At 66.7% G+C, this 26,015-nt stretch carries 31 protein-coding genes; 21 read left to right on the top strand and 10 right to left on the bottom strand.

Going from position 1 to position 26,015, the window contains the following annotated elements:
• Positions 1-365: 365 nt before the first annotated feature.
• The 4 genes from ABIA73_RS02930 to ABIA73_RS02915 form a co-directional block, all read right to left on the bottom strand.
• The gene (locus tag ABIA73_RS02930) at positions 366-974 is read right to left on the bottom strand and encodes a HutD/Ves family protein (RefSeq protein WP_279208333.1); all 609 of its coding nucleotides are present in this window, start codon (positions 972-974) and stop codon (positions 366-368) included.
• 34 nt (positions 975-1,008) lie between these two features.
• A complete protein-coding gene (locus ABIA73_RS02925; RefSeq protein ID WP_025873996.1) occupies positions 1,009-1,734 on the bottom strand; it encodes a murein L,D-transpeptidase catalytic domain family protein in 726 nt (241 codons plus the stop codon).
• A gap of 16 nt (positions 1,735-1,750) precedes the next feature.
• Positions 1,751-2,818, bottom strand: coding sequence for a L,D-transpeptidase (locus ABIA73_RS02920; protein WP_025873997.1), 1,068 nt, complete (start codon positions 2,816-2,818; stop codon positions 1,751-1,753).
• 338 nt (positions 2,819-3,156) lie between these two features.
• A complete protein-coding gene (locus tag ABIA73_RS02915; protein ID WP_033832065.1) occupies positions 3,157-3,483 on the bottom strand; it encodes a ComEA family DNA-binding protein in 327 nt (108 codons plus the stop codon).
• Between the two features lie 198 nt (positions 3,484-3,681).
• Between ABIA73_RS02915 and ABIA73_RS02910 the strand changes: the two genes are divergently transcribed.
• The 4 genes from ABIA73_RS02910 to murU all read left to right on the top strand — a co-directional run bounded on the left by ABIA73_RS02910 (position 3,682) and on the right by murU (position 7,327).
• Complete coding sequence (locus tag ABIA73_RS02910) at positions 3,682-5,175, top strand: M20 family metallopeptidase (RefSeq protein ID WP_080149492.1); 1,494 nt, start codon at positions 3,682-3,684, stop codon at positions 5,173-5,175.
• A gap of 69 nt (positions 5,176-5,244) precedes the next feature.
• Complete coding sequence (locus ABIA73_RS02905) at positions 5,245-5,514, top strand: GlsB/YeaQ/YmgE family stress response membrane protein (RefSeq protein WP_354275405.1); 270 nt, start codon at positions 5,245-5,247, stop codon at positions 5,512-5,514.
• A 65-nt stretch (positions 5,515-5,579) separates the two neighbouring features.
• Positions 5,580-6,605 carry an aminoglycoside phosphotransferase family protein gene (locus ABIA73_RS02900; protein ID WP_025874001.1) on the top strand — a complete coding sequence of 342 codons (1,026 nt, stop codon included), beginning with the start codon at positions 5,580-5,582 and terminating at the stop codon, positions 6,603-6,605.
• A gap of 11 nt (positions 6,606-6,616) precedes the next feature.
• Entirely contained in the window at positions 6,617-7,327 is a 711-nt protein-coding gene (murU, locus tag ABIA73_RS02895; RefSeq protein ID WP_032975826.1) for an N-acetylmuramate alpha-1-phosphate uridylyltransferase MurU, read from the top strand.
• 717 nt (positions 7,328-8,044) lie between these two features.
• Here murU and hda read toward each other — a convergent pair.
• The 3 genes from hda to ABIA73_RS02880 are packed head-to-tail and all read right to left on the bottom strand — an operon-like array spanning position 8,045 to position 11,048.
• Positions 8,045-8,752 (bottom strand): DnaA regulatory inactivator Hda, encoded by a 708-nt coding sequence (gene hda, locus ABIA73_RS02890; RefSeq protein ID WP_032977533.1) that lies wholly within the window; start codon positions 8,750-8,752, stop codon positions 8,045-8,047.
• Positions 8,752-9,924 carry an AI-2E family transporter gene (locus ABIA73_RS02885; RefSeq protein WP_080149494.1) on the bottom strand — a complete coding sequence of 391 codons (1,173 nt, stop codon included), beginning with the start codon at positions 9,922-9,924 and terminating at the stop codon, positions 8,752-8,754. Before ABIA73_RS02885 ends, hda begins: the two co-directional genes overlap by 1 nt.
• Positions 9,921-11,048: a DUF2066 domain-containing protein gene (locus ABIA73_RS02880; RefSeq protein WP_223482051.1), complete on the bottom strand. Its 1,128-nt coding sequence runs from the start codon at positions 11,046-11,048 to the stop codon at positions 9,921-9,923. Before ABIA73_RS02880 ends, ABIA73_RS02885 begins: the two co-directional genes overlap by 4 nt.
• A gap of 112 nt (positions 11,049-11,160) precedes the next feature.
• Here ABIA73_RS02880 and purM point away from each other — a divergent pair, with 112 nt between their 5' ends.
• The 7 genes from purM to ABIA73_RS02845 all read left to right on the top strand — a co-directional run bounded on the left by purM (position 11,161) and on the right by ABIA73_RS02845 (position 16,069).
• Positions 11,161-12,219 carry a phosphoribosylformylglycinamidine cyclo-ligase gene (gene purM / locus ABIA73_RS02875; RefSeq protein ID WP_032951578.1) on the top strand — a complete coding sequence of 353 codons (1,059 nt, stop codon included), beginning with the start codon at positions 11,161-11,163 and terminating at the stop codon, positions 12,217-12,219.
• A gap of 22 nt (positions 12,220-12,241) precedes the next feature.
• Entirely contained in the window at positions 12,242-12,739 is a 498-nt protein-coding gene (locus ABIA73_RS02870; protein WP_105163572.1) for a hypothetical protein, read from the top strand.
• On the top strand, positions 12,736-13,158 hold the full coding sequence (locus ABIA73_RS02865; RefSeq protein ID WP_032977522.1) for a hypothetical protein: 423 nt from the start codon (positions 12,736-12,738) through the stop codon (positions 13,156-13,158). The genes ABIA73_RS02870 and ABIA73_RS02865 overlap by 4 nt, the downstream gene beginning before the upstream one ends.
• 94 nt (positions 13,159-13,252) lie before the next feature.
• The gene (locus ABIA73_RS02860) at positions 13,253-13,864 is read left to right on the top strand and encodes a DUF2238 domain-containing protein (protein ID WP_170919604.1); all 612 of its coding nucleotides are present in this window, start codon (positions 13,253-13,255) and stop codon (positions 13,862-13,864) included.
• Complete coding sequence (purN, locus tag ABIA73_RS02855) at positions 13,861-14,517, top strand: phosphoribosylglycinamide formyltransferase (RefSeq protein ID WP_354275404.1); 657 nt, start codon at positions 13,861-13,863, stop codon at positions 14,515-14,517. Before ABIA73_RS02860 ends, purN begins: the two co-directional genes overlap by 4 nt.
• Positions 14,518-14,585: 68 nt before the next feature.
• Positions 14,586-15,383, top strand: a complete 798-nt coding sequence (locus tag ABIA73_RS02850) for a DUF3108 domain-containing protein (protein ID WP_354275403.1) — start codon at positions 14,586-14,588, stop codon at positions 15,381-15,383.
• A gap of 2 nt (positions 15,384-15,385) precedes the next feature.
• Positions 15,386-16,069 carry a DUF3108 domain-containing protein gene (locus ABIA73_RS02845; protein ID WP_032977526.1) on the top strand — a complete coding sequence of 228 codons (684 nt, stop codon included), beginning with the start codon at positions 15,386-15,388 and terminating at the stop codon, positions 16,067-16,069.
• Positions 16,070-16,182: 113 nt separating this feature from the next.
• Here the strand turns inward: ABIA73_RS02845 and ABIA73_RS02840 are convergent, their stop codons facing one another.
• The 3 genes from ABIA73_RS02840 to ABIA73_RS02830 are packed head-to-tail and all read right to left on the bottom strand — an operon-like array spanning position 16,183 to position 18,020.
• Entirely contained in the window at positions 16,183-16,497 is a 315-nt protein-coding gene (locus ABIA73_RS02840; protein WP_354275402.1) for an EF-hand domain-containing protein, read from the bottom strand.
• Positions 16,494-17,768, bottom strand: a complete 1,275-nt coding sequence (gene murA / locus ABIA73_RS02835; protein WP_025874013.1) for a UDP-N-acetylglucosamine 1-carboxyvinyltransferase — start codon at positions 17,766-17,768, stop codon at positions 16,494-16,496. The genes ABIA73_RS02840 and murA overlap by 4 nt, the downstream gene beginning before the upstream one ends.
• A gap of 21 nt (positions 17,769-17,789) precedes the next feature.
• Positions 17,790-18,020, bottom strand: coding sequence for a BolA family protein (locus tag ABIA73_RS02830; RefSeq protein WP_354275401.1), 231 nt, complete (start codon positions 18,018-18,020; stop codon positions 17,790-17,792).
• A 54-nt stretch (positions 18,021-18,074) separates the two neighbouring features.
• On the opposite strand from ABIA73_RS02830, the gene ABIA73_RS02825 reads away from it, so the two are divergent.
• From ABIA73_RS02825 to rapZ, 10 genes are all read left to right on the top strand, one after another.
• Positions 18,075-19,076: a KpsF/GutQ family sugar-phosphate isomerase gene (locus tag ABIA73_RS02825; RefSeq protein WP_025874015.1), complete on the top strand. Its 1,002-nt coding sequence runs from the start codon at positions 18,075-18,077 to the stop codon at positions 19,074-19,076.
• A 66-nt stretch (positions 19,077-19,142) separates the two neighbouring features.
• Positions 19,143-19,691: a KdsC family phosphatase gene (locus ABIA73_RS02820; RefSeq protein WP_033830524.1), complete on the top strand. Its 549-nt coding sequence runs from the start codon at positions 19,143-19,145 to the stop codon at positions 19,689-19,691.
• Positions 19,688-20,263 carry an LPS export ABC transporter periplasmic protein LptC gene (gene lptC, locus ABIA73_RS02815; protein ID WP_080149498.1) on the top strand — a complete coding sequence of 192 codons (576 nt, stop codon included), beginning with the start codon at positions 19,688-19,690 and terminating at the stop codon, positions 20,261-20,263. Before ABIA73_RS02820 ends, lptC begins: the two co-directional genes overlap by 4 nt.
• A 105-nt stretch (positions 20,264-20,368) precedes the next feature.
• Positions 20,369-20,893 carry a lipopolysaccharide transport periplasmic protein LptA gene (lptA, locus tag ABIA73_RS02810; RefSeq protein WP_025874018.1) on the top strand — a complete coding sequence of 175 codons (525 nt, stop codon included), beginning with the start codon at positions 20,369-20,371 and terminating at the stop codon, positions 20,891-20,893.
• A complete protein-coding gene (gene lptB / locus ABIA73_RS02805; RefSeq protein WP_025874019.1) occupies positions 20,893-21,612 on the top strand; it encodes an LPS export ABC transporter ATP-binding protein in 720 nt (239 codons plus the stop codon). Before lptA ends, lptB begins: the two co-directional genes overlap by 1 nt.
• A gap of 40 nt (positions 21,613-21,652) precedes the next feature.
• Complete coding sequence (locus tag ABIA73_RS02800; protein WP_025874020.1) at positions 21,653-23,092, top strand: RNA polymerase factor sigma-54; 1,440 nt, start codon at positions 21,653-21,655, stop codon at positions 23,090-23,092.
• Positions 23,093-23,150: 58 nt separating this feature from the next.
• Positions 23,151-23,468, top strand: a complete 318-nt coding sequence (hpf, locus tag ABIA73_RS02795; protein ID WP_004147311.1) for a ribosome hibernation-promoting factor, HPF/YfiA family — start codon at positions 23,151-23,153, stop codon at positions 23,466-23,468.
• A 21-nt stretch (positions 23,469-23,489) separates the two neighbouring features.
• On the top strand, positions 23,490-23,942 hold the full coding sequence (locus ABIA73_RS02790; protein WP_032977285.1) for a PTS sugar transporter subunit IIA: 453 nt from the start codon (positions 23,490-23,492) through the stop codon (positions 23,940-23,942).
• Positions 23,939-24,889: an HPr(Ser) kinase/phosphatase gene (gene hprK, locus ABIA73_RS02785; protein ID WP_004147299.1), complete on the top strand. Its 951-nt coding sequence runs from the start codon at positions 23,939-23,941 to the stop codon at positions 24,887-24,889. The genes ABIA73_RS02790 and hprK overlap by 4 nt, the downstream gene beginning before the upstream one ends.
• A 27-nt stretch (positions 24,890-24,916) precedes the next feature.
• A complete protein-coding gene (gene rapZ / locus ABIA73_RS02780) occupies positions 24,917-25,801 on the top strand; it encodes an RNase adapter RapZ (protein WP_032951584.1) in 885 nt (294 codons plus the stop codon).
• Positions 25,802-26,015: the final 214 nt, after the last annotated feature.

Here is a 26,015-nt window from a genome sequence, read left to right as displayed (position 1 = left end):
AACTTTTGTTGGCACCCTGCTGCGATATCGGCTGCTGCATCCACGCATGGCGTGGATCTATTGAACGGCTGGTGGCGATCCCTTGTTCGCACCCTTCTGCGGCATCGGCTGCTGCATCCACGCATGGCGTGGATCTACTGAACGGCTGGCGGCGATCCCTTGTTGGCACCCTGCTGCGGCATCGGCTGCTGCATCCACGCATGGCGTGGATCTACTGAACGGCTGGCGGCGATCCCTTGTCCGCACCTGCGATATCGGCCGTCGCATCCACGCATGGCGTGGATCTACGCGGATCCAGGGTGACAACCATGCTGCAGTAGATCCACGCCATGCGTGGATGATTGCCTCCGGGCGCCGACGCTGGCTCAGCCGCCCGCCGCGCTCACCCGTATCGCCAACAACTCGCCGCCGCCCTGCAATGCATGCCGCTGACGCTCACCGGCGGCCAACCACGCGGTATCGCCGGCCTGCATCGCAGGCAATCCGCTGTCCGCGCCGAACGTGGCCAGCCCGCCCAACAGGTGCAGGGCCCAGGCCACGCCCGGCTCGCAGAAGAAGAACATCGGCCCGACCAGTGGACGATGCAGCAGCTCGGCCTGCAGCAGTCCGCGCTTCCACATCAGGTTGAAATCGTGGGTGGTGCCGTCCACCAGCTCGCCGTGCAGCGCAGCCTCACCGGCAAAACGCACGCGCCCATGAGGTGGCAGCACCTCGGCTACGCGGCCGTCCTCGAAACGCAGGCGCACGCCATTGCCCTGCAGCAGCACCAGTTCGCGCTCGACACCCGGGAATGCGGAAAACGCGGCGTCCTGCTCGATCTCGGCCACCGACAGGCGCAACGCCCAATCATCGCCCTGCGCTGGCAACCGCAGGATCTCGCGGGTCCAACCGAGGCCGTTGCGCCAGCGTTCGCGGCGGTAGTCCAGGCTGGAAATCACCTGGCTCGGGGTCTGCAGCAGGGAGTCGATGTTCATGCGCGCATTGCATCATGCCGCGCGCCGCAACGCATCAACGCGTTGCAAGACCCGCAGCCGTACCGCAATCGCCGCCCAGCAGCTGTGAGTGCTTGAGCCAGTCCTTGTCGGGGTAGTACGCAAACACCATCGTGCCGCCTCGCAGCGCGTCGATCAGCGGCTTGGCCACCGACAACCGCACCGCCGGGCAGCCCAGACTGCGCCCCAACCGCCCCTGCAACTGCGCAGTGGACGGATTCACATACGGCGCACCGTGGATGACGATGGCGCGCTCGCGCGCACGATCGTTGAACCCCGGCTCCAACCCTGCCAGGCGCAGCGAATAGCCGTTGCCGCCCATGTAGGTTTCCTGCGCGGTGAACGCACCGATGCTGGACATGAAGCTGCCATCGCGGTTGGAGAAATGTTCGGTGCGGTTCTCGCCGCTGTTGCGGCCGTGCGCCACCCACTCCTCGAACAACAGCCGCTGGCGGGCGAGATCGAAGACCCACATCCGCGGCTCGGTGGACGGCCGCGAGTAATCGATCACGCTCAGGCGTTCACTGCTGACTCCCAGCTCCGGCCGCTGCAGTGCGCAGCGCATGGCGTGGGCAGCCAACTGCAGAACCCGACGGTCCGCCTTGGGCGCGGTGCGTGCCAGCTGCGCGGCGAGGTCGTCGGCGCTGATGGCGGCAATGGGCGTCTGTGCCCCGGCCGGGGCACTGGCAGTGGTTGCCAGCAGGCCAAGGGCGGCCAGCCGGCACAGGCGGGAAGCAGACATGGGCACTAGGGAGGTCTCAGGATCCCTTGAGGGTGGACGCTGGCGGCTCTGATTCCAAGACCGGCTGCATTCCCGATTCAGCCGCGCTTGGGCGCACCGCCGGCAGCGACGTCACCAGCAGGGTCGTGCCCGGCACCAGCACCTGGTACAGCTGACGGGCGAAATCAGCCGGCAGTGCCATCGGCAACGACGGCGTGGCCAGCAGGTCCGGCGTGGCCTGGGCGCGGTCCTGGCCCAGCAGCGGATAGGCCGTCCACTGGTGCAGGCGCTGCTGCGCATCAAGCGGGCTGGGCGTATCGCTGAAGCCCTGGCCCATCACGAACAGGGTGGTGCCCTGGAACGCTGGCAGCGCGTCGGCCTTCAGCGGCGACTCACCGATCATCACGCCATCGCGCAGTACGTACAGGCGCTGGTCGTGCAGGCTGACCAGGATGCCGACCTGGCCGCTGGGTGCGGCCGCATCATCCCACCAGGCCTTGTCGGGAGCACCGCCCTCGCCTTCCGGCAGGGCCTGGCCGCGTGCATTCACCGGCGCCAGCACCGCCGGATAGGCCAGCGTCATCGGCGCGCTCTTGGCATCGGCCACGACCACCGTATCGCCGCGCTTGGTTTCGCTGAACAGCTTCTGGGCGAAGGCCTGCGGCAGGCGCACGCAGCCATGCGAGGCCGGATGCCCGGGCAGGCTGCCGCCGTGAAGGGCGATGCCGTCCCAGGTCAGCCGCTGCATGTACGGCATGGGTGCACTGTTGTAGAGGTTGGAGCGGTGGTCCTTGTCCTTCTGCAGGATGGTGAACACACCGGTCGGCGTCTCATGGCCGGTCTTGCCCGAGCTGATCGTGGTCAGGCCGATGGCAATGCCATTGCGGTACACGTAAGCCCGTTGCTCATCCAGGCTCACCACCAGCACGATCGGACCGGCCGGCGAGACTTCCGGATGCCACAGGTACTCGCCCGGTTTGAGGTCGGTCGGCCCGCGTACTTCGGAAGTCGTGGCCACGACAGGCTTGGAGGGTGCGGCCGCCTGTGCGGCGCACGGCAGTGCCAAGGCCACGGCGAGCATCAAGGTCAAACGGTGCAGGTGCATCCAGCAGGTTCCATTCCATGCGAAAGGCCCCACCGTACACCATGGGCACGTCGCAGCCGCGCCAAAAGAAATTGCCCGGCGACACAGCCATGTGTCGTACCGGGCAATCGTCACGTCCCTGTCGGCCTGCTGCCACCCCCTCGCATCCTGCGAAGCGGGGGCGGCGTTGCATCCTGCACGCGGCCGCGTCTGTCCTGTTTGTATCTCAGCCCCTTCCACAGGTCTGTGATGCCACCATCCTGGTGATTGGTGCCGCATCCCTGCGACGGTCGGCGGCTGCAGCCATCCTGTCCGCAGCCATTGAACCTGCATCCTGCAGATTCCGACGATTCCTGTTGTCAGCGCCTGGGTACGGTTCGCACCGGTACCGATCCGGGTACCGGATCCGCAGGCAACATCGTGTTGCCAACGGTGATCCGTCGTCGATTCCGTTCGACGATCGATGTCCCTATCCCCTTCACCTGCGTCAGGTCCTCGACGCGGTGAAACGGGCCGTGTCTGCGCCGGTGCTCGACGATCGCCGCAGCCTTGGTGGCCCCGACCATCGTCAATCCCTGCTGCAGCGCCTGGGCATCGGCCCGGTTGATGTCGATCGGCTCGGCAGCTTGCGCTCCCGCGATCCACACTCCCAGCACCAGCGCCCTTAACACGACAAACCAAGGCACGACGTGTATCTCCTTGTGGTTCTGACCGTCCCGACCGGCAATCCCGTCGGTCGAAACAGTGTCCGTCACCACATGCACACAGCGTATAGGGTTCACGGATTTCTAAAAGCCAGCCAAATACCCGACGTGATGTAGGGAAAACCCTACCCTTGGCCGAGGCGTAGAATGGGCGGATCAGCCATGCAACCGGAGTTTCAGATGGACAGCGCCAAGCTCGGCCAATTCGTCAATGACAAGTGGGACAGCGAAATCGTCCCGCAGTTGGTCGACTACATCCGCATTCCCAACAAGTCGCCGATGTTCGACGCCAACTGGGTGCAGAACGGCTACATGGAGCAGGCGGTCACCCTGATGGAAACCTGGGCCAAGGCCCAGGACCTGCCCGGCCTGAAGGTCGAAGTGGTGCGCCTGGAAGGCCGTACCCCGCTGATTCTGCTGGAAATTCCGGCTACCGGCGCCGAAACCGGCGACGACACCATCCTGCTCTACGGGCACCTGGACAAGCAGCCGGAGATGACCGGCTGGGACGACGACCTGGGCCCGTGGACCCCGGTCCTGCGCGGCGACAAGCTGTATGGCCGTGGCGGTGCCGATGACGGCTACGCCATCTTCGGCTCGCTGGCCGCCGTGCTGGCACTGCAGGCCCAGGGCTTGCCGCATGCCCGCTGCGTGGTTCTGATCGAAGCCTGTGAAGAGTCGGGCAGCTACGACCTGCCGGCCTACGTGGACCATCTGGCTGACCGCATCGGCAAGCCGTCGCTGGTGGTCTGCCTGGATTCGGGCTGTGCCAACTACGACCAGCTGTGGTGCACCACCTCGCTGCGCGGCCTGACCGGCGGCAACTTCTCGGTGAAGGTGCTCAACGAAGGCGTGCACTCCGGTGATGCCTCCGGCGTGGTGCCGTCAAGCTTCCGCCTGCTGCGCCAGCTGCTGTCGCGCATCGAGGACCAGGACACCGGCCGCATCCTGATCGACGGCATGAACGTGGAGATCCCGGCCGAGCGCCTGGAACAGGCCAAGCGTGCCGCCGACGTGGTCGACACCGCGATCTTCGAGAAATTCCCGCTGGTCGATGGCCTCAAGCCGATGAACGACGACCTGACCGAGCTGGTGCTCAACCGCACCTGGCGCCCGGCGCTGTCGGTGACCGGCATCGGCGGCATGCCGCCGCTGGAATCGGCCGGCAACGTGCTGCGGCCGCATACCGCAGTGAAGCTGTCGCTGCGCCTGCCGCCCACTGCCGATGGCAAGACCTGCGGCGAACTGCTGAAGGAAGCGCTGCTGCGCGATCCGCCGAACGGCGCGCAGGTCACCCTGGACCTGGAAAAGGCCTCCACCGGCTGGAACGCGCCGGCGATGGCACCGTGGCTGACCAAGGCCATCGACGATGCCAGCCAGACCTTCTTCGGCAAGCCGGCGATGTACATGGGTGAAGGCGGCTCGATCCCGTTCATGGGCATGCTGGGCGAGAAGTTCCCGGGCGCCCAGTTCATGATCACCGGCGTGCTCGGCCCGCACTCCAATGCCCACGGCCCGAACGAGTTCCTGCACATCCCGATGGGCAAGAAGGTCACCTCGTGCGTGTCCAAGGTGATCAGCGAGCACTACGCGGCCAGCCTGCGTGGCGAGACCAGCGGTTCGCCGGTGGCCGCCGACAGCGGCACCCGCCACGGCGACCACGGCTGCTGCTGATCCAGCACGCAGTGACGGACGCAGCCCGGCCTTGCTAGGCTGCGTCCAACCTTCCAGAGCACTGATCGCATGAACGGTCTGTTTGGCAGCACCAGCTGGCTCTACATCATCCTGGTCGGCTTCTTCGTCGGCCTGCTGGGACGCTTCTTCATGCCCGGCAACAACCGCATGGGCTGCCTGCTGACCATCGCGCTGGGCATCATCGGCGCGCTGCTGGCCGGCTGGTTCGGCCAGTACATGGGCTGGTACGCGCCCGGTGAACCGGCCGGCTTCCTCGGCGCGGTGCTGGGTGCGGTCGTCGTGCTGGCGATCCTGCGCCTGTTCAGCGGCCGCCGCTGAGCCGCCCTCTCTTTTCCCATTCTGCCCCCGACGTTGGCGCGCCCGGCGCGCCCGGATCTGCCTGCATGACCGAACCCGCCTCTGATCCCCAGCGCAGCGCACAGCGCCTGCAGTGGGCCCGTACCCAGCTTGACGACGGCAACACCGTGGTCGAACGCGCCTCGGTCGACGCCGGCATGCGCAGCTACTGGCGCACCACCAGCCAGCGCGGCAGCCACATCGTGATGGACGCCCCGCCGGGGCTGGAAGACCCCACGCCGTGGCTGCGCATGCGCGGCCTGCTGCACGATCACGGCCTGCGCGTGCCCGCCCTGCTTGCCCAGGACCTCGACGCCGGCTTCCTGCTGCTGGAAGACCTGGGCGGCCCGACGCTGGCGAAGATCCTCGACGAACGCAATGCCGACGCGTGGTTCAGCCGATCCATCGATCAGCTGCTGCGCCTGCAGGCCATTCCGGTGCCGGCCGATTTCGGCCAGTTCGGCGAAGCGCTGCTGCAGCGTGATGCTGGCCTGTTCGACGAGTGGTTCCTGCAACGCCATCTTGGCCTTGAACTGGACTGCGGCGAGATCGAAGGCCTGCAGCTGGTGCACCGTCGGCTGATGGACAACGCGCTGGGCCAGGCCCAGCTGATGACCCACCGCGACTACATGCCGCGCAACCTGATGCCGGTGGATGGCGGCCCGGCGGTGCTGGATTTCCAGGACCTGGTGCGTGGCCCGATCGCGTACGACGCGGTAAGTCTGTTCAAGGATGCCTTCCTGAGCTGGCCGCTGCAGCGCGTGGACGAATGGCTGGCGCAGTATCACCAGCGCGCACGCGATGCCGGCCTGCCGGTACCCGACCGTGCCACCTTCCTGCGCGATGCCGACTGGATGGGCATCCAGCGCCACGTGAAGATCCTCGGCCTGTTCTGCCGCCTGCGCTATCGCGACAACAAGGGCCACTACCTGGACGATGCGCCGCGCTTCATCACCTACCTCGATGAAGTGCTGCCGCGCTATCGCGAACTGGCGCCCCTGCAGCAGTTGCTGGAAACGCGGATCAAACCGGCACTGGCCGAGTTGGCCGCGCCAATGCGCGTGCAGCGCTGAAGGCCGCATCGATGAAGGCACTGATTTTCGCCGCCGGCCTGGGTGAGCGCATGCGCCCCCTCACCCTGCACACGCCCAAGCCACTGCTGGCGGTGGCCGGCAAACCCCTGATCGCGTGGCATCTGGAGCGGTTGGCTGCGCTCGGCATCCACGACGTGGTGATCAACACCGCGTGGCTCGCCGAGCAGTTCCCCGCCGCATTGGGCGATGGCAGCCAATGGGGCCTGCGCCTGCATTTCATGCACGAAGGCGATACCCCGCTGGAAACCGGTGGCGGCATCCTCAATGCATTGCCGGCACTGGGGGACGATCCGTTCCTGGTAGTGAACGGCGATATCTGGACCGATTTCGATTTCGCCACGCTGCCGCGTGAACCGGCCGGCCAAGCGCATCTGGTACTGGTCGACAACCCGGCGCAGCACCCCAATGGCGACTACCGGCTGGACGCGCACGGTGTGCTGCACCATGACCGCGAAGGCCCGTGCCTGACCTATGCGGGCATCGGCGTCTATCGTCCGTCGATCGTGGCCGATTGGCGTGCGGTGATCGGTGAGGCACCGGGCAGCGAGCGTGTGCCACCGAAGTTTTCGGTGGTGCCGTTGCAGAAACATTTCATGGCACAGGGGCTGATGACGGGGCAGCACCATCGCGGGCGCTGGACCGATGTCGGGACCGTTGATCGCCTGCATGCGCTGGATGCGGAGTTGGCCGCGAACGGCTGAGCCCGTCGTGGTTGGTCGCGCAGAGCGGATCGCGTGCTTGGCCGGACGGGTGGGCCATGCAGGGGACGCTGCAAGTACGTCCCTGTAAGCTCGATGGCGCCATCCATGGCGCCAACGCCCCTGCATGGCCCACCCGCCCGACCTCTGACAGTCTGCGTGTGCGTCCAGCCACGGAAAAGAAGGAAAAGCAGAAGCGGGTCGCATCGCTGCGCTTGCTCTGGTGACGACCAACGGTCGTCACCCACCACAAGCAGAGAACGTCGGATCCAAGGCAGTCCTTCCTGGGAAAGTCTCATCCACGCATGGCGTGGATCTACTTGTCGCCATCCATGGCGCCAACGACCTCTGACAAATTCCGTGCGCGTCCAGCCACGAAAAAGAAAAAAGAAAAGCAGAAGCGGGTCGCTTCGCTCTTGTGACGACCAACGGTCGTCACCCACTACAAGCAAGACACGTGTCGACCAAGGTCGACACCCACCAACAGCAGTGCAGAACGCCGACACGGCAGATCGCGGGAACCTGTCGAAGGCGGGGTGGCTCAGGTTGCGGGGGCGTGAGCGCCATGGATGGCGCGACCGAGGCTACAGGGACGTACTTGCGCCGTCCCCCGCAACCTGAGCCACCCCGCCATCCCACGGATAGCGAGCTTTTGCTGTTGACGTTGACGTTGCCCTGGCTTCGGCGGGTGCAGGGCGCAGCCCTGCCGAACCACACCCCTCAGTAACGAGGACGGCCTTCTTCCAGCACCTGGCGCAGGAACGGCACGGTGATCCGCCGCTTCGCCGCCAGCGATTCGCGATCCAGCCAGTCCAGCAACGTGATCAGACCACCCAGCTCGCGACCGGTGTGCGACAGCAGCCACTCGATGGCGGCCTCGTCGATCGCCAGCCCTCTGCGCAGCGCGCGCTCGCGCAACACCGCCGCGCGGCCTTCCTCGTCCAGCGGCTGCAACAGCACGCGCACGCATTGGCCCAGGCGCGAGCGCAGGTCCGGCAGCACCAGGCCCAGTTCGCCCGGTGACTTCTGTGCGGTGTACAGCACCGTCACGTCGGCAGCGCGCGCGCGGTTGTGGAAATCGAACAGCGCGATTTCGTCCTCACGATTGCCTGCCACCGCATCCAGGCCATCCAGCGCCACCAGCTCGCGCTGCTCAAGCCCTTCCAGCGCTACCCGCACCCGGCCGACCACGCTGGCCAGCGGCACATAGGTCGGCAGGCGCCCGGCCTGCTCGGCGCTGGAACACATCGCCAGTGCCTGGTGGGTCTTGCCGGTGCCGGCCGCGCCTTCCAGGTACACCCAGTCGTGGCTGGCCCCTACCGCGATGGCATGCAGCTGCGCCAGCGCGCCGTCCGGCGCGCCGATGAAGCTTTCCAGCCGCTGGTCCCGCGGGTAATGCAGGGCCAGCGGAAGTTGCGGCACACCAATCACTTCAGTTCCGGACCCTTGTCATTGCCAGGCACGATGATATGGGGCTGGTCGATCACACCATCAAGCACGATCGCGGGCTTCTCGCCGGCGTACAGCTCACTCTGGCGGTAACGCTGGTGCGCATAGCGCAACAGCACATTGCTGACCGCCGCCACCGGCAGCGCCAGCAGCATGCCCAGGAAGCCGAACAGCTGGCCACCGGCCATCACCGCGAAGATCACCGCCACCGGGTGCAGGCCGATCTTGTCGCCGACGATGCGCGGGGTCAGCACGTAGCTCTCCAGCAGCTGGCCAACGGTGAACACCACGCCCACCAGGATCAGCAGTTTCAGGTCGAACCCCTGCGCCTGTACCAGCGCAGCCACGATCGCCATCAGGATGCCGGTGGTCGCGCCCAGGTAGGGAATGAAGCTGATCAGGCCGGCGATCAGGCCGATCAGCAGGCCCAGCTTGAGCCCGACCAGCGACAGGCCACCGGCGTAGATCACGCCCAGCGCCAGCATCACCAGGAACTGCCCGCGGATGAAGGCGCCGAGCACCTCGTTGGATTCACGTGCCAGCGTGGTGATCGTGCCGATCTGGTTGCGTGGGATCACCGATGCCACGCGTTCGACCAGCTTGTCCCAGTCACGCAGGAAGTAGAACGCCAGGATCGGCAGCAGCAACAGGTTGACCACCCAGGTCACCACCGTGAAGCCCGAGCGCGATACGTAGCCCATGAAGGTCGTGGCGAACCCGCCGGCCTGCTGCCAATGGCTGCGCACCCATTCGATCACACGGTCCGGATCCATCCACTGCATCACTTCCAGCCCGGTCTTCTGCTCGAACCAGGGAATGCCCTTCTCCATCAGCCAGGCCTGCGCCTGCGGAGCCGCGGCGATCAGGGTGCTGATCTGGCGTTCGATCATCGGCACCAGCACCAGCAGCAGCGCGACGATCACCAGCACCATTGCCACGAACACCAGCACCACGCCGGTCATGCGCGAGCGGCCGGTGTCCTCGATGCGGTCCACCAGCGGATCGCCCAGCCAGGCCAGCGCCAGCGCCAGCACGAACGGCGTCAGGATCGGCGCCAGCAGCCACACGACCCAGCCGATCAGGCCGGCCAGCAGGATGAACTTCAGCCGCCGCAGGAACTGCGCGATTTCCGCTTCCGGGGACAGGATCATCGCAGGCGGTACTCATTGCTGACCGGCGCCGGTGCCGGTGCACCGGTCGTATCGTCGATCGGCGTCGGCAGGGCCGGCAGTGTCGCCGACGGCACCAGCACGCCATTGTCGCCAAGCATGCGGTTGAAGCCGGCCAGGCCGGTGGTCATTTCCAGATTCAGTTCCAGATGGTCGGCGGTCGCGCGCAGCGGGGTGACGTTGCGTACCACGGCCACTTCACGCAGGCCGGCGGCCAGGCGCAGGTATTCGTCGGCGCTGTTGATGCCGGTCACCACCACGCGGTAGGTGCCCGCCTGGCCGGTGGCCGCACCGGCCTTGGCATAACGCTTGACCAGCGCGTCGGCAGCGCCATCGGCACCGGCGGCCATCGCGCGCATGGCGTTGGCGTCCTTGCTGGTCCACTTGTTCAGTTCCCGGCCGTTGTCGACGAACACCCAGTCCGCCTGCCAGCCGCCATTGGCGCGGTAAAGCTTGCCGATCAGCTGCATCGGCGGCGAATAGCGCGACGAGGCCCGCGCGACTGCAGCGCTGTCCTGGCGCCAGATGGCACCGGCCAGGGCCTGCTCGGCGGCGCCACCACTGGGCAGGCCGAGCTTGTAGCCGCGCTCGATGGCCCGGCTCAGCAGCGGCCGCGCAGCATTGGCCTGCTGCACGCTGACCAGGCGCGGACCACTGCCGTCGTCGACGGCCAGCCACAGCACCGGCTTCGGCCGGGGCTGCGGCCACAGCGGCAGGCCCAGGGCCGACACCAGCCCGTCCACGTCATCCTCGCGGAAGCGCGCGACCAGCAGGGTACGGAAGCTCGGCGCACCGCTGGCGCCCACGCTCTGGTCCTGCTTGTAGTCGTAGCTGGCCACATAGTCCTTGGCATTGCGCAACGCCTGCGCCACGCCGGGGCGCGACATGACGCTGCGATCGCCGGACAATTTGCCCAGTACAACGCTCAACGCGCGGGCAAGTGCACCGTTGCGGTCAGCCTCGGCTTGGCTGTTGACGGGCACTTCGGCCTCGTACGCACCACTGGCAGTGGCAACATCCCCCTCGGTTCGCATGCCGCTCTGGGCCATCGTGGCCACCGGCAGGCACAGCGCAAGGAGCAGGGTCAAAAACAGGCTGCGGCGCATCAGGACATCCATTGGCTCGACGTATCCGGGGGGAATTGTTGCCCGAATACGGCCTTTGCGCCAATGCGGCCTGTTAAAATCGGCGATTCAACCCCTGCCAGCGCCGACGCCCGTGACCAACAGCCCGTCTTCCGCCCCTTCTCCCCTCACCTACCGTGACGCGGGTGTCGACATCGACGCCGGCAACGAACTGGTCGAGCGGATCAAGCCCCTGGTCAAGCGCAGCTTCCGTCCGGAGGTGATGGGCGGCCTGGGTGGCTTTGGCGCCCTGTTCGACCTGTCCAACAAGTACCGCGAGCCGGTGCTGGTGTCGGGCACCGACGGCGTCGGCACCAAGCTGAAGCTGGCCCACCAGCTGAACCGCCACGATACGATCGGCATCGACCTGGTCGCCATGTGCGTGAACGACGTGCTGGTGCAGGGCGCCGAGCCCTTGTTCTTCCTGGACTACTTCGCCACCGGCAAGCTGGACATCGACACCGCCGCCGCGGTCGTGGGCGGCATCGCCAATGGCTGCACCGAGGCCGGCTGCGCCCTGATCGGCGGCGAAACCGCCGAGATGCCCGACATGTACGCGCCGGGCGAGTACGACCTGGCCGGCTTCACCGTCGCGGCCGTCGAAAAGAGCGAACTGAAGGACGGCGCCAATGTCGCCGCCGGCGACGTGCTGATCGGCATCGCCTCGTCCGGCCCGCACTCCAACGGCTATTCGCTGGTCCGTCGCATCTATGACCGCGCCGGCCGCCCGGCCGAGCTGGAACTGGAAGGCGGGGTCAAGCTGGTCGATGCGCTGATGGCCCCCACCCGCCTGTACGTCAAGCCGATCCTGTCGCTGCTGAAGTCGCACGGCGATGCCATCCACGGCATGGCCCACATCACCGGTGGCGGCCTGACCGAGAACATCATCCGCGTGGTGCCCGAAGGCCTCGGCCTGGACATCCAGGCCTCGTCGTGGACCCTGCCGCCGGTGTTCCAGTGGCTGCAGAAGGAAGGCGCGGTGGCAGACAGCGAGATGTGGCGCACCTTCAACTGCGGCATCGGCTTCGTGCTGATCGTCGCTGCGGACCAGCTCGAGGCCGTATCCGCTGCGGTCAAGGCGGAAGGCCTGGAGCACTGGACGATCGGCCAGGTGGTCACCGCCCAGGGCGGCGAACGCGTCCACATCGCCTGATCCACTGGACAAAGGAACCCGCATGGACGCACCTCCTCCCTTGTCGACGCCGCCGGCTCCGCCGGTGCTGCCGCCGAACCCGGCCGTGCCGGTGTTCGGCCCGCAGGACGCCACCCAACTGCGCCAGCTGGCGATCGGCCACTATGTGGTCGCTGGCCTGATGGCGGTGTTCTCGCTGGTCTTCGTGCTGCACATCGTGCTGGGCATCGCCATGCTGTCCGGCTCGCTGCCGATGAAATCCGGCGGTGAACCGTCATCGCCGGAAGAGCAGCAGTTCGTCGGCTGGCTGTTCACCGTGATGGGCGTCTGCATCGTGCTCGGCGGGCTGACCCTGGCAGGCTTCGTGGCCTATGCCGGCCGCTGCCTGTCACGGCAGCGCCGCTACCTGCTGTGCATGATCGTGGCGGGGCTGGCGTGCCTGTTCACCCCCATCGGCACCATCCTCGGCGTGTTCACCCTGGTCGTGCTGCTGCGCCCGCAGGTGAAGGCCGCCTTCGCTGGCCAGGCGGGTGTGGCATGAGCGATGGAATGAACCCACCGCCGCTGCCACGGCAGACCCTGGCCGACCTGCAGACCGCAAGCCACCTGCACAACCTGAAGATCCTGTTCTACGCGCTGGCCGGCTTCCATTGGCTGGCAGCGCTGGTCTTCCTCGGCTTTGTCGGCATCGTCGCCTTCGAACGCGGAATGGACGACGGCGCGGTGCTGGCGACGGTGTACGCCGCGGTGTCGCTGCTGGCCATCGGCTTGGGCTTCCTGCAGCTGCGCACCGCGCGGCTGCTTGGCCAGCGCAGCCACCTGGCCTGGTGTCGCGGCGCGGCCTGGGCAGCGGTGATGGCCGGCCCACTGGGCATGGCCCTGACCGCCTACGCGGTGTATTTCCTGCGCAAGCCGGAGATCGCCGCCCTGTTCGACCGCGGCGACCACGTCAGCGTCTGAGCTGGCAAGCGCATGTTCCGTCTCTTCTGCTGATCGCCCCGACATGTCCACGCCCGCTGCCTCCACGCTCGCCCGCAACCGCGCCACCCACTCCCTGTCGGCACCGAAGAAGGCCGCACTGGTCGCGGTGCTGGGCATCTTCGCCGCCACCTGGATCCATCCGCTGTGGCCGCTCGAGCAGACCCTGCACAGTTCGCTGACGGTGATCGGCCTGCTGGCCCTGTGGTGGGTGGACCGGCGCTGGCAGCTGGGCAACGGCGCGTTCATCGCCATCTGCGGCTTCATCGCCATCCACTGCGTGGCCGCGCGCTGGCTGTACTCCAACGTGCCGTATGACGCATGGCTGCAGTCGCTGCTCGGGTGGTCGCCGGACGCAGCCTTTGGCTGGCAGCGCAACCACTTCGATCGCCTGATCCACTTCCTCTATGGCGTCTGCTTCACCCCGGCATTGCTGCAGCTGGCGCGACATTCCTGGCCTGCGCTGCGCATCGGCCAGGCATTCACCCTGGCGGTGATGGCGGTGATGTGTTCCAGCCTGGTGTATGAGTGGCTGGAATGGGGCATTGCCCTTGCCCTGTCGCCGGAAGCGGCCGAGGCCTACAACGGCCAGCAGGGCGACATGTGGGACGCGCATGCGGACATGCTGCTGGCGACCTTGGGCAGCCTGTTGCTGTGGCCGCTGGTGCGCCGGAGCGTGGTGCGATGAGCATCCGCCGAATCGCGGTGCTGGCATCCGGGCGCGGCAGCAACCTGCAGGCCATTGTCGACGCCATCGCGGCAGGGCGACTGCCGGCCGAGATTGTCGGCGTGTTCTCCGATCGTCCCGATGCGACCGCCCTGGAGCGGGTGGCAACGGATCGGCGCTGGGGGCATGCGCCGAAGGAATTCAGCAACCGCGCCGCCTACGAGCAGGCGCTGGGTGATGCGCTGGCAGCATCCACGCCGGACTGGATCGTCTGCGCCGGCTACATGCGCATTCTGGGCGCCGATTTCGTACAGCGGTTCACTGGCCGCCTGGTCAACATCCACCCCTCGCTACTGCCGTTGCACAAGGGCCTGCACACCCATGCACGGGCGCTTGAGGCCGGCGATAGCGAGCACGGCGCCAGCGTGCACCTGGTGGTGCCGGAACTGGATGCCGGCGCGGTGCTGGCGCAGGCCCGGGTTCCGGTGCTTGCCGGCGACGATGCGCAGACCCTGGCCGAACGCGTGCTTGCGGTGGAGCATCCGCTGCTGATCGCCACCCTGGAACTGCTCTGTGCGGGCCGTCTGGCTGAACGGGAAGGCCTGCCGATGTTCGACGGTCACCCCCTGTTTAGCCCCTTGGCTCTAGATTCCGCCGGAAACCTGAACCGGTAACGCCCGTGCACACGCCCCGCTGACTGCGGGGCTGGCATCCTGCTCCCCTCCTGCGGTTCCTGTCGGCCATGAAGACCACGTCCCTGCTGCGTACAACTCTGCTGCTGCCGCTTGCCGTCCTCGCCTGTGCGGGCTGGGGCCAGGCAACAGCGCCCGCTGCGCCGGCACCTGCGGAGGTGGCGCCGCCGGTGTTGCCTGCACTGGCCTGGGAGCCGCCGCCGCTGCAGCCGTTCAGCGCGACCTACCAGGCGTTCTTCAAGGGCAAGGAAGCAGGCGATGCGACCATGCAGGTCACCCACACCGGCGGCAGCCAGTGGCGGGTGGACATGCAGGTGGTCGGCCGCCGCGGCTTTGCCAGCGTGCTGGGCCTGAACATCGAGCAGAGCACGGTGTTCGAGGAGCGCAGCGGTGTGTATGCGCCGCTCAGCCAGAGCACGGTGCGCAAGGGCCTGTTCCTGGGCAAGAAGGCGGTCGGCACCTACAACTGGCAGGCCGCTACCGCGCAGTGGAGCGGCGACGTGGAAAAGAAGCGCGCCCAGCCGATTCCACTGCAGGCCGGCGACCAGAGCGCGTTGCTGATCAACCTGGCGATCATGCGCGACGCCCGTCCCGGCGCGGCCATGCACTATCGCTACGTCGACATGGGCAAGGTGCGCCAGCACGATTACCAGGCCGCGCCGCAGACCGAGAACGTCGAGGTTGGCGACCTGTCCTACAACGCGCTGCGGGTGTATCGCACCAACGGCGGCAACAATGAAACCATTCTCTGGATCGCCAACGGTGTCCCCACCCCGGTGCGCATCCTGCAACGTGAAGACGGCGAAGATCGCGTCGATCTGCGCCTGATCGAATACCAAGGAGTCTGAGCATGAATACCCTGACCCGCCCCCTGACCTGGATCGCCGCTGCCGCACTGTCGGTGGCCAGCCTGCCGGCCATGGCCCTGCAGCCGTTCAAGGCCGACTACCTCGCCAGCTACATGGGCATGCAGGCCAATGGCAGCATGACCCTGGCCAGCGAAGGCACCAACAAGTGGCGTTACAGCCTGCAGGTCAAGAACCAGCTGGCCGACCTGAGCCAGACCACCGTGTTCGAGGAAGTGCGCGGGCAGCTGCGCCCGCTCAGCAGCCAGGACCGCTCTGCGCTGCTGGTGAAGAAGCGCAATGTGCAGGCCAACTACAACTGGACCAGCAACCAGGCCACCTGGACCGGCGACATCAAGCCGGACCGCGCCGGACCGATCGCCCTGAAGGCCGGCGACATGGACGCGCTGCTGATCAACCTGGCCATCGCCCGCGACCTGGCCGCCGGCAAGCCGCTGACCTATCGCATGGTCGACGAAGGCCGTATCAAGAACATGACCTACCGCGTGGTGGGCAAGGAATCGGTCACCGTCGGCGGCAAGAGCTACGAGGCCACCAAGGTCTCGCGCACCGACGGCAACAAGGAGCTGATCGCCTGGATCGTGCCGGAGTTCCCGGTGCCGGCGCGCATGCTGCAGCGTGAGAGCGGCCGCGATGCGCTGGACCTGACCATCAAGGCGATGAACTGACCGACGATGCGCGCCATCCACGCATGGCGTGGATCTACTGGGACGCAAAGTAGATCCACGCCATGCGTGGATGGATGTCCCAGAAAAAACGCCCGCTTTCGCGGGCGTTTTCTTTATTCCTTCGGCGTTTCCGCCGGCGCGAACTCGGTGCGGCAGTCGACCCGGATCTGCTCGCCCGTGGATCGGCGCACGAACGTGCGGCAATGGCGGTTGCCCTCCTGGCTGTCGTTCACCGCAACCGCGTAGAACGACTGGATGATCTCGTCACGGGTTACCGTGCCGTCGCCATTCCAGTCCATGTCCTTCTGCTCGATGCCCTTGGTGATGGCGATGTTGGCGTACCAGGCATAGCCCAGCCACGCCAGCACGATCAGCACCAGCACCAGAAGCGCCTTGCGGCGACGGCTGAACCTGCCGCGCAGGATCATGCGGCCACGCGCCGGATGGTGGCGCCGAGCGAAGACAGCTTTTCTTCGATGTTTTCGTAGCCGCGATCAAGGTGGTAGATGCGATCGATGGTGGTATCGCCATCGGCCATCAAGCCGGCCAGGATCAGCGACGCTGACGCGCGCAGGTCCGTTGCCATCACCGGTGCACCACTCAGGCGCTCGTGACCACGCACGATGGCCGTGTGGCCTTCCACCTGCACATCCGCGCCAAGGCGCAGCAGCTCGTTGACGTGCATGAAACGGTTCTCGAAGATCGTTTCATTGATCACGCCCACGCCGTCGGCCACGCAGTTGAGCGCCATGAACTGCGCCTGCATGTCGGTCGGGAACGCCGGATACGGCGCGGTGGTCAGGTTGACTGCCTTCGGCCGCTTGCCGTGCATGTCCAGGGTGATGCTGTCTTCGGTGGTCTCGATAGTCGCGCCGGCTTCCACCAGCTTGGCCAGCACCGCGTCCATGGTGTTCGGGCGCGCGCGGTTGACGGTGACCTTGCCACCGGTCATCGCTGCAGCCACCAGGAAGGTGCCGGTTTCGATGCGGTCGGGCAGCACTTCATGGCGGCCACCGGACAGGCGTTCGACGCCTTCGATGACCAGGCGGGCGGTGCCCAGGCCTTCGATCTTCGCGCCCAGCGCGATCAGACAATGCGCCAGGTCGGTGACTTCCGGTTCCATCGCCGCGTTGTCGAGGATGGTGGTGCCTTCGGCCAGCACTGCGGCCATCAGCACGTTCTCGGTACCGGTCACGCTGACCATGTCGAAGGTGAAGTGGCCACCCTTCAGGCGCTTGGCGGTGGCCTTGATGAAGCCGTTCTCGACCACGATGTCGGCACCGAGTGCCTGCAGGCCCTTGATGTGCTGGTCGACCGGGCGCGAACCGATCGCGCAGCCGCCGGGCAGCGACACTTCGGCCGCGCCGAAGCGGGCCAGCAGCGGGCCCAGCACCAGGATCGAGGCGCGCATGGTCCTCACCAGCTCATAAGGAGCCACATGCTGGTTGACCGGACGCGGGTCGACCACGATCGCGCTGCCACGCGACAGCGTGCCCTGGTCGATGGTCACGTTCGCGCCCAGTTCGCCCAGCAGCTTCACCGTGGTGACCACATCGTGCAGATGCGGCACGTTGGTGATCTCCACCGGCGCATCGGCCAGCAGCGTCGCGCACAGGATGGGAAGGACGGCGTTCTTGGCGCCGGAGATGCTTACTTCACCGTGCAGCGCAGCGCCGCCGGTCACAACGATCTTGGCCATGTATTGGGGATCTTCTGCGGTTCAGCCGGCTTCGGCCGGGGTCACGGTTTTCAGTGCGAGCGCGTGGATCGCGCCGCCCATCAGGTCACCCAGAGTGGCATACACCATCCGGTGGCGGGCCAGCGGCAGCTTGCCGGCAAAGGCCTCGCTGACCACGTTCGCTTCGAAATGCACGCCATCGTCACCCTGCACGTCGGCGCGGGCGCCGGGCAGGCCGGTTTCGATCAGATTGCGGATGGTGTCGGCGTCCAACGGGCTTTCCTAATAAAATGTGCGTCCATTCTACTTCCGCTGCGTGGCGTCCGCATGGCCGAATCCCTGTTGCCCCCCCGTTCCGCCGACCCTGCCGCCCTGGTCGCCAGTGGCCGGCGCGTGTTCGAGATCGAACGGCAGGCGCTGGACGCCGTGGCCGATCGCCTCGGCGATGCCTTCCAGCAGGCCTGCCGGGCGATCCTGGGCAGCCGTGGCCGGGTGGTCGCCACCGGCATGGGCAAGTCCGGCCATGTGGCACGCAAGATCGCCGCCACCCTGGCCTCCACCGGCACCCCGGCGTTCTACGTGCACCCGGGCGAGGCCGGCCATGGTGACTTGGGCATGATCACCGAGGACGACGTGGTGCTGGCCCTGTCCTATTCGGGTGAATCGGATGAGCTGCTGATGCTGCTGCCGGTGCTCAAGCGCCAGGGCAATGTGCTGATCGCCATGACCGGCCGCCCGCAGTCGAGCCTGGCCAGCGCCGCCGATTTCCACCTGGATGTGAGCGTGCCGGCCGAAGCCTGCCCGCTGGCCCTGGCGCCCACTTCCAGCACCACCGCCTCGCTGGCGATGGGTGACGCGCTGGCGGTAGCCCTGCTGGATGCACGCGGCTTCACCGCCGACGATTTCGCCCGTTCGCACCCGGCCGGCAGCCTCGGCCGCCGCCTGCTGCTGCACATCACCGACGTCATGCATACCGGCGAGGACCTGCCCAAGGTCGATGTCGGCGCCAGCCTCAGCGAAGCGCTGATGGAGATGAGCCGCAAGCGCCTGGGCATGACCGCCGTGGTCGACGACCAGGGCGTGCTGATCGGGCTGTTCACCGACGGCGACCTGCGCCGCGCCCTGGACACCGACCTGGACGTGCGCACCGCCAGGATCGCCGATGTGATGACCCGGCAACCGCGCACCATCAGCGCCGACAAGCTGGCGGTGGAGGCTGCGCGGCTGATGGAAACCCACAAGATCACCGGCCTGATCGTGGTCGACAGCCAGGGACGTGCGGTTGGCGCCCTGAACATTCATGACCTGTTGCGGGCGCGGGTGGTTTAACCGACAGTCCGTAGACCCCATTCAGTCTGTACCAACGAGCCCGCAACCACCGAGTCCGATGCCCTGATGCCCTGGTCCCCCCTGCCCGCCTTCCCCACCCACCTGCATGCCGTTGCGGCCGGTATCCGCCTGGCCTGCTTCGACGTGGACGGCACCCTCACCGACGGTCGGCTGTACTACGACAAGGATGGCAATGAGAGCAAGGCGTACTTCGTGCAGGATGGCCTGGGCCTGAAACTGCTGCAGCAGCACGGCATCCACCCCGTGCTGATCACCGCGCGCAACAGCCAGTCCGCGCTCAAGCGCGGCGCCGACCTGGGCATCGACACCCAGATTGCCGTCGGCGACAAGCTGGCCAGCGTGCAGGCGCTGTGCGCCCAGCACGGCATCGGCCTGGAGCAGGTGGCCTTCATGGGTGACGACCTGCCGGACCTGGCGCCGCTGGGCGCGGTCGGCCTGGCGGTGGCTCCGGCCAATGCCCACCCGTGGATCGCCGAGCGCGTGCACTGGATCACCCGTGCTGACGGTGGCCGTGGTGCCGCGCGCGAGCTGTGCGACGTGCTGCTGGCCGCGCAGGGCCGCGTGGACGCCGTGCTGGCGAGGTTCGGCGCATGAATGCCCCCACCCTGAACTGGCGGATGATCCTCGGCGTCGGCCTGCTGCTGGCAGCCTTGCTGAGCAGCTGGGCGGCGCTGCGCAACCGCGAAAAGGCACCTGCCGCCGAAGGCCAGGACGCTGGCGTGGACTACATCCTGCACGATTTCCAGATCGTCGCCCTGGACGAACATGGCAAGGAATCGACCACCCTGCGCGCGCCCCTGCTGGAACGCCAGCGTGGTGACCAGACGCTCAACATCACCACGCCGCTGTTCGAAATGCCCGACAAGGATGGCAAGCACTGGACGCTGCGCGCCCAGACCGGCTGGCTCAGTGCCAAGGGCGACGAGATGAAGCTGCGGGGCAACGTCGCCGGCGACAGCCCGGCCGGCCCGGGCGTGGTCCCGACCACCTTCCGCACCGACCACCTGGATGTATTCCCGAAGGACAACCGCGCCCGCACCGATGCCCTGGTGACCATGACCCGGCCCGGCATGGAGCAGTCCGGCGTCGGGTTCGAGGTGGATTCGAAGAACAACACGTATCATTTCCTCAGCCAGTCCAAGGGTCGTTACACGCCCAAGCGCTGATTCCGCCGCCCGCCCGCGACGTCTTCCCGACAGGCGCGAAGCCGGCAGCCCCCACCCGCCGCCCCCGGTCCCGCCGGAGGGCCACCACCGGTAGAACGGACCCCGATGAAGATTCCCTTTGCAGCCGTGCTCGCACTCAGTCTTCTTGTCCCCGCTGTCGCCTTTGCCAAGTCGACGGACCGCAACGAAGCGATGAACATTGATTCCGGTGCGCAGTCCGGCACCCTCACCGGTGATGGCAAGACCGTGCTGTCCGGTGGCGTGATCATCACCCAGGGCACCCTGGACCTGCGCTCGTCCGAAGCGGAGATCTACCTCAAGGGCGGCGAAGCCGTGCGTGCGGTGTTCACCGGCAAGCAGGCCAAGATGAAGCAGCAGCTCGACGATGGCACCTGGATGGATGCGGTGGCCGACCGGATCGACTACGACATCACCACCGAGATCATCACCCTGACCGGCAACTACAAGGTCACCAGCGCGCGCGGCACCAATGCGGGCCAGCGCATGGTCTACAACACCCGCAGCGGTGAAATGAACTCCGGCGGTGATGGCAGCCGCGTGCGCACCGTGATTCCGCCGAAGAACAAGACGCCTGCTGCCGCTCCGGCTCCGGCTGGAGGCAAGAAGTAATGCTCGTCGCAACTGGCCTGCGCAAACGCTACAAGCAGCGCGAAGTCGTCAAGGACTTCGGGCTGACCCTGGACGCCGGTGAAGTGGTTGGCCTGCTCGGTCCCAACGGTGCCGGCAAGACCACCTGCTTCTACATGATCGTCGGCCTGGTCGGTGCCGATGCCGGCAGCATCGTGCTGGACGGCAAGGACATCACCGGCGACCCGATGTACACCCGCGCCAAGCAGGGCGTGGGCTACCTGCCGCAGGAACCGTCGGTGTTCCGCAAGCTGACCGTGGCCGACAACCTGCGCCTGGTGCTGGAACTGCGCGAGGACCTGGATTCGGCGGGCCGCGAGCGCGAACTGAACAGCCTGCTCGACGAACTGCAGCTTGGGCATGTTTCCGAACAGCTCGGCGCCAGCCTGTCCGGTGGTGAGCGCCGTCGCTGCGAGATCGCGCGTGCACTGGCCGCCAAACCGCGCCTGATCCTGCTCGACGAACCCTTCGCCGGTGTCGACCCGATCTCGGTCGGCGAAATCCAGCGCATCGTCACCCATCTCAAGCAACGCGGCATCGGTGTGCTGATCACCGACCACAACGTGCGCGAGACCTTGGGAATCTGCGACCGCGCGTATATCCTCGCAGAGGGCACCGTGCTGGCCCAGGGCTCGCCCGAGGCGATCCTGGACAACGCCGACGTGCGCCGCGTCTACCTTGGGGATTCCTTCAAGCTGTGACCGCGGCCGCCGGGCCCTCTCCCTTCCGTTCGGCACAGGCATGAAGACTCGGCTGCAGACATCGTTGGGACAGCAGCTGGTGCTTACGCCCCAGCTGCAGCAGGCGATCAAGCTGCTGCAGATGTCCACGACCGAGCTGGAGCTGGAAATCGCCCAGGCGGTGGAGAGCAATCCGCTGCTGGACTGGTCGGACAGCAGCGACGAAGGCGCCGGTGTCGACAAGGACGGCAGCAGCGAGGACGCGGGCGGCGACAATGACGCCCCGCCCGACAACGCTGAAAGCAGCGGCGACGACTGGGCGCCTGCCGAGCTGGACTGGAGCAGTGGCGGCAGCGGCGGTAGTTTCGATGACGACGACGACAACGGCAGTGCCGCCGAACGCGTTGCCGAAACCGAAACCCTGGCCGACCACCTGCTGTGGCAGCTGCACCTGACCCACCTGTCCAAGCGCGACCGCAGCATCGGCGCCGCGCTGATCGATTCATTGGAAGACGACGGCTATCTGCGCGAGCCGCTCTCGGCCATCGCCGAAGCGCTGTTGCCGGCGATCCACGCCGGTGAAGACGAAATCCTGACCGTGCTGCACCAGATCCAGCGCTTCGACCCCGTAGGCGTGGCCGCACGCAGCCTTGGCGAATGCCTGCAACTGCAGCTGGACGTGCTTCCTGCCGACACCCCGTGCCTGGCCCTGGCCCGGCAGGTTGCCGCCGGCCCACTGGAACAACTGCCGCGCTCGGGCGTGACCGGCCTGGCCCAGCAGTTGAAGCAGCCGCTGGCCGAGGTCGAGACCGCCGTGGCCCTGCTGCGCTCGCTGGACCCGCGCCCCGGGACCCAGATCGCCCCGCTCGCCCAAGACACCTACGTGGTGCCCGACGTGGTCGTATGGCGGCAGAACGGCATCTGGCGCGCCGCGCTGGCCGCCCATGCCGGCCCCAAGCTGGTGATCCACCGCGGTTACGAGCAGATGATCCGCCGCTGCGGTGACGCCGATGCCGGTTATCTGCGCGGCCAACTGCAGGAGGCGCGCTGGCTGCTGAAGGGCCTGCAGGCGCGAGGCGAGACGCTGTTGCGGGTAGTGCGAAGCCTGATCCAGCAGCAGGCCGGCTTCCTTGAATTCGGCGAACAGGCATTGCGCCCGCTGACCCTGCGCGAGATCGCCGGCGAACTGGGCCTGCACGAATCCACCGTATCGCGCGCGATCGCCCGCAAACATGTGCGTACGCCACGCGGCACCCTGCCGCTGCGCGCCTTCTTCGCGTCGGGCATCGACACCGACGGCGGCGGCGAAGCGTCCAGCACCGCCATCCAGGCCATGATCCGGCGCCTGATCGATGACGAGAACCCACGCAAGCCGCTTTCTGACGCCAAGCTGGCTGACCTGCTCAAATCGTCGGGAATCCCAGTAGCGCGCCGCACCGTGGCGAAGTATCGTGAGGCCATGAACATCTCCGCCTCGCACGAAAGAGTCAGAATCGTTTGACGCGCCGCCGCGCCCGGCGGAGAGGTTCATTGGCACATCCGATCAAAGGAGAAACCCGATGCGCATCGAAACGTTTGGCAAAGATGTCGAAGTCACCCCGGCCCTGCAGTCCTATGTAGAGGAGAAGCTGGCCCGGATCGGCAAACACTTCGACCAGCACTGCGAAGCGCGGGTGACGCTCAAGCTGCAGAAGACTGAACACCACGTCGATGCCAGCCTCAATATTCCGGGTCAGACCCTGCACGCTGAAGCCAATGCGCAGACCATGTATGCGGCGATCGACCTGCTGGCGGACAAGCTTGACCGCCTGGTGATCAAGCACAAGGAGAAAAAACAGCAGCACGCACCGCTGCCGGTGGGCGACAATGGTGGCTGATCGCCACCGCTCCCCGCAGACATGCCCCTGACTGACCTCCTGGCGGCCGTGCAGACCCAGCTCTGCACGGCCACCGACCGCGACAGCGTCCTGCAGGCCGCGGCCGGATTGCTGGCCTGCCGCCAGGCCAACGCCGAACAGATCTATCTCAACCTGTGCCAGCGCGAGGCGTTGGGCAGTACCGCGATCGGCTACGGCATCGCCATCCCGCATGGTCGTGCGCCGACCCTGGATCGCCCCCGTGGCGCGCTGCTGCGTCTGCAGACCCCGGTCGATTTCGGTGGTGACGAGCCGGTGGACCTGGTGTTCGCCATGGCCGTTCCCGCCCACTACACCCATCAACACCTGATGCTGCTGTCCGAGCTGGCCGAGCTGTTTTCCGCGCCCTGCATCCGCCAGGCGCTGCGCGAGGCCGGTGATGCACGGGAGCTGCGCCAGGCCCTGGACCTGACCCCACCGGCGAGCGCCGCATGAATACCAGCATCACTGCCCGCGAACTGTTCGAACAGCAGCGAGAGCGGCTCGGCCTGCGTTGGGCAGCGGGCAAATCCGGCGAGAAGCGTGAGCTGGAGGCCGGCAATACGGTCTCGCGACGCCCTTCGCTGGCCGGCTATCTCAATGCGATCTATCCCAACAAGGTGCAGATCCTCGGTACCGAGGAACTGTCCTGGCTGGACGCGCTGGAACCACGCCAGCGCTGGGAAACCATCGAAAAGATCATGCAGTCGCATCCGCTGGCGCTGGTGCTGACCCGCAACCAGCCGTGCCCGGAAGACCTGCGCGCGGCCGCCGATGAATCCGGCACGCCGCTGTGGTTGTCACCCAAGCGCGGCCACGAACTGCTCAACCATCTGTCCTACCACCTGGCCCGGACGCTGGCGCCGCGGGTGATCCTGCATGGCGTGTTCATGGAGATCTACTCCATCGGCGTGCTGATCACCGGTGAAGCGGGATCAGGCAAGAGCGAGCTGGCCCTGGAGCTGCTCAGCCGCGGTCACCGCCTGGTGGCCGACGACGCCCCCGAGTTCACCCAGATCGCCCCCGACGTGCTCGATGGCACCTGCCCGGAACTGCTGCAGGACCTGCTGGAAGTGCGCGGCCTGGGCGTGCTGAACGTGCGCGAGATGTTTGGCGACACCGCTGTAAAGAAGAACAAGTACCTTCGGCTGATCGTCCACCTGACCAAGCCGATGACCGAGCCCACCCCCCATGGTTACGAGCGCCTGACCGGCGACTCGGGCACGCGGCACGTGCTGGACCTGGACGTGCCGCTGATCACCCTGCCGGTGATGCCCGGCCGCAACCTGGCCGTCCTGACCGAGGCGGCCACCCGCCTGCACATTCTGCGTACCAAGGGTATCGACCCGGCGGCGATGTTCATCGCCCGCCACAGCAACCTGCTGGAACGGCGAACGCCCTGACCCCCCTGTCCTTCGAAGAGCCCGTCCATGAGCACCGTCATTCCCACCGCCCCGACCCTGATCATCGTCAGTGGCCTGTCCGGCTCGGGTAAATCCGTCGCCCTGAAGACCTTCGAGGACCAGGACTACTACTGTTCGGACAACCTGCCGATCCAGCTGCTGCCGGATTTCGTGCGCAATGTGCTTAGCCACCATGACGGCGCGGCATCGCGCCGGTTGGCAGTGGGCATCGACGTGCGTGGGCAGAGCGACCTGACCCAGTTGTCCAGCTGGCGGCAGCTGGCTACCGATGCCGGCGTCGACGCCAAGGTGCTGTTTTTCGAGGCCAGCGATGAAACGGTGCTCAAGCGCTATGCCGACACCCGCCGCCGGCACCCGCTGAGCCAGCTGGGCCTGTCGCTGCCCGAAGCGATTGCCCGTGAGCGCGAGCTGATCGCGCCGCTGCGCCGCGAAGCCGATGCGGTGATCGATACCAGTGCGTTGAACGTGCATCAGCTGCGGCGCCGGATCATCACTGAATTTGCGATGGGCCATGCCAGCCGCCTGTCGCTGCTGTTCGAATCGTTCGCCTACAAGCGTGGCGTACCGGCCGAGGCCGACTTCGTGTTCGACGCGCGCGTGCTGCCCAACCCGCATTGGGATCCGGAACTGCGTGCGTTGAGCGGCCGCGAACCCGGCGTGCGCGACTACCTGGAGGCGCAGCCGGATGTGCAGCGCTACCTGGCGCAGCTGATGGATTTCCTGGATACCTGGCTGCCCAAGCTGGGCGATGGCACCCGCAGCTATGTGACGGTGGCCTTCGGTTGCACCGGCGGCAAGCACCGCTCGGTGTTCCTGGCCGAACGTCTGGCCCGCCATGCGCGTGAGATGGGCTGGGAAGACGTGGCGACGTACCACCGCGAACAGGATTGACAGGGTCGGCCGGGCTGCGCCCGGCACCCGCAGAAACCACGGCAACGTCAACGGCAAGAGCCGGATTACGTGGGACGGCGGGGTGGGTCCGGTGGCGGGGGACGCCGTAAACCCATCCTTGAAGTGACCCCCTAAAGTTGGACAGTTGGGGATCAGGCAGCCAGCGCGACCTGTTCCCGGTACTTTACCGGGCTCAGGCCCTTTAGTTTCAGTC

This window comes from Stenotrophomonas sp. 2694 (genome assembly GCF_040548715.1).
GTDB classification, from domain to species: domain Bacteria; phylum Pseudomonadota; class Gammaproteobacteria; order Xanthomonadales; family Xanthomonadaceae; genus Stenotrophomonas; species Stenotrophomonas indicatrix.
This window is presented reverse-complemented; position numbering and strand designations above follow the sequence as displayed.